This window comes from Deltaproteobacteria bacterium (assembly GCA_026712905.1).
Classification (GTDB): domain Bacteria; phylum Desulfobacterota; class Binatia; order UBA9968; family JAJDTQ01; genus JAJDTQ01.
The window spans coordinates 1-2,548 of record JAPOPM010000235.1 but is presented as its reverse complement, the minus strand read 5'-3'; the positions used below and the strand labels follow the sequence as shown (position 1 = coordinate 2,548).

Sequence of the window (2,548 nt, the reverse complement as noted above, 5' to 3'; positions counted from 1 at the left end):
CGTGCTCTCCCTCAACGCGGGGCGGGCGGTAACCTTCGATGCCCTGCTGCGCCAGGTGTGGAGCGCGCAGGCGGGCAACGTCGACCTGGTGCGCAACATGGTCAAGAAGCTCCGCGCCAAGCTCGGCGAGGACGCCCAGAACCCGACCTGGATCTTCAACCTGCGCGGCGTCGGTTACCGCATGGCAAGGCCCGACGACGGCTGAGGGCCGGCCGGCAATCAGGGACCGGCCGCGCGCGCGGCAAGAGGCGGGAAACCAGCGAGGGCGGCGGCGGGGAATCCTCCATGCGCCTTGACCCGGCCGAGACCTGGAACATGGCGCGCAACGGCGCCCGCCTCATCCTGCGCTACGATGCGGCCAACCAGCGAGTCAGAGGCACGCTCAACGACAGGACCGCCGCCACGATCCCCCGCCCGCGGGTCTAGATCCACCTCGTGGGCGCTGCCGAGCCCGAGCCGAAGACGCCGCCGGCCATACCTTCACGCAGTGGAATGCCCACTCGGAGCGCGGCGGCACGACACCGGCTTCGATCCAGGTCTCCTCGACCGGCTCGACGTCATGCCGCCCTCAGCCGGTCCGCCTCCGCGGTCGTGGTCGCGCGCCGCTTCGCCGCCCAGGCGTCGAGGTCCGGCCTGCAATACCGCACCTGGTTGCCAAACCCGTGGAAGGCGGGACCGTCGCGGCTCACGCGGTAGCCCACACCGCGATCGAAGACCATGAGTGGAACCCGTTTGTTCCCCCGCAAGAGCACCCTGACCTTGGCGAAATGGGCCGTCGGGTCTTCGTTAGATGGGATCTCGCTGGTCCGGATGACCCGGGTCAGGTCGTCCATGTTCCGCAGGAGCACTGGCTCGCGATCCACGAAGTACGGCCTGCGATCCAAGAGGTTACAACTCTCACTTGGCCCGTGATCCTCGAAGTTATGAACACACCGGCGAACTGGGTGGACGGACCCGCCTAAATCGGTTTCGCCTAAGGCGCGGGCACATTGCTGCCGGACCTCACCTTTCAGTCGGGTGTTGCCCCCGGCACGTACGGCCCTAACAGGGCCTCGATGCGGTCGGCCACTCGCTGAGCGGGCTCACGGAGCTGCTCGACGGTCCAGTCGGCGGCGTAGCCTGAGGTGATGTCGTCGTCGCTGGCGTGGTTCACCAGCCGATTGGTCAACGGACGCGGCAGCATGAGATCCCGCTCGGCAACGGTGATGAAGACGTTGCGCAGCCCGTGGAACCAGAAGCGCGTGCCCGCGGCCTTGCCGATGCCGGCATGGTAGCGGTGAAGGTTCTTGAGATGGCCGGTGACGCTCAAGGATGAGGGGAACACCCAGCCTTCGTCCCTGCCCCCCGCCTCGGCCCGGCGGCGCTCGAACACGGCGGCGAGTTGACGGGTCAGCGGAAGCTCCAGGGGCTCGCCGGTCTTGGTCTCCTCGACCCGCAGGATGGCGCGGCCCAGGTCGATGCGCTCCCAACGGAGCGAGACCACCTCGCCCAGGCGCATTCCCGTATAGGCTCCAATGGCGAAGATGTCGCGGTGCGCGGGCGGGAGCCCTGCCGCCTCCATCCCTGCGCGCCAGCGGGGCAGCACCTCGGCGTGGATTTCCTCGATTGACGCTTTCCTACCGTGACCGCGCGAGCTGGCCAGAAGTCTATAACCTATTGATATGACGACGTAAATACTGATCCTAAACGGGTGGGTGACTAGCCTGGAGATCCGGTCCCAACTCGTCGATTCAACACTGTTGCAACACCGATGCCGGGACTCATCACTCATCACCCGGCGCATCCGTGTCGTTCCACGGCGCAGAATCGTAAACTGGATGCCTTTGGCAATCACTCCTTAAGGGCTTTCAAACAGGAGGACGCCGAAGCGTCCCTCCCGTCGCATGGGGAAGGAAGCGACGTTCAGCCGATGAGGCCGCCGTCGTCGCGGGTCACCGCGATCGCGGCCGAGCGCGGCACGGTGTCGCCGCCGTCGGGGAAGTGGCTGTCGCCCTTCTCACCGGGATGCTGGATGCCCATGAACAGGGTCCTGCCGTCGGCGCTCCAGGCAATGCCGGTGACCTCGCACTGCCTGGGACCCACCAGGAAGCGGCGGATTTCCCCTGTCACCGGGTCGCCCACGAGCATCTGGTTGTTCCCCTGGCCCGCGAACCCCTTGGCGTTGGAGTAGTCGCCGTCGGTCTGGATCCACAGCATGCCGTTGCGGTCGAAGGCGATGCCGTCGGGGGAGTTGAACATGTTGTCCTTGTCGACATTCCTCGAGCCGGCGTTGGCGTCGTCGTAAACCGCGGGGTTTCCGGCCACCACATACAGATCCCAGGTGAACCCCGTGGCCAGGTGGTTGCCGCCGTCCGGCCGCCAGCGCACAATCTGGCCGTACAGATTGCCGGCTCGGGGATTGGGCCCTCCCACGGGAGTCGGGTCGCCGCCGGCGTTGGGTTTCTTGCCGCGGTTCTTGTTGTTGGTAAGCGCGCAGTAGACCTCCGCCTTTCGCGGATTCGCCGCCACCCATTCGGGACGGTCCATGGTGGTGGCCTTCACCGCGGAT

At 66.5% G+C, this 2,548-nt stretch carries 5 protein-coding genes; 2 read left to right on the top strand and 3 right to left on the bottom strand.

Annotated features, from left to right (window positions below; genetic code table 11):
* On the top strand, positions 1–205 hold a 205-nt coding region (locus OXF11_19975; GenBank protein MCY4489379.1), incomplete at its 5' end, for a helix-turn-helix domain-containing protein.
* An 80-nt stretch (positions 206–285) separates the two neighbouring features.
* Positions 286–426: a hypothetical protein gene (locus tag OXF11_19970; GenBank protein MCY4489378.1), complete on the top strand. Its 141-nt coding sequence runs from the start codon at positions 286–288 to the stop codon at positions 424–426.
* A gap of 131 nt (positions 427–557) precedes the next feature.
* Here OXF11_19970 and OXF11_19965 read toward each other — a convergent pair whose 3' ends face one another.
* From OXF11_19965 to OXF11_19955, 3 genes are all read right to left on the bottom strand, one after another.
* Positions 558–863, bottom strand: coding sequence for a hypothetical protein (locus OXF11_19965; protein ID MCY4489377.1), 306 nt, complete (start codon positions 861–863; stop codon positions 558–560).
* Positions 864–1,009: 146 nt separating this feature from the next.
* Positions 1,010–1,585, bottom strand: a complete 576-nt coding sequence (locus tag OXF11_19960) for a tyrosine-type recombinase/integrase (GenBank protein ID MCY4489376.1) — start codon at positions 1,583–1,585, stop codon at positions 1,010–1,012.
* A 317-nt stretch (positions 1,586–1,902) separates the two neighbouring features.
* On the bottom strand, positions 1,903–2,548 hold a 646-nt coding region (locus OXF11_19955), incomplete at its 5' end, for a DUF839 domain-containing protein (protein MCY4489375.1).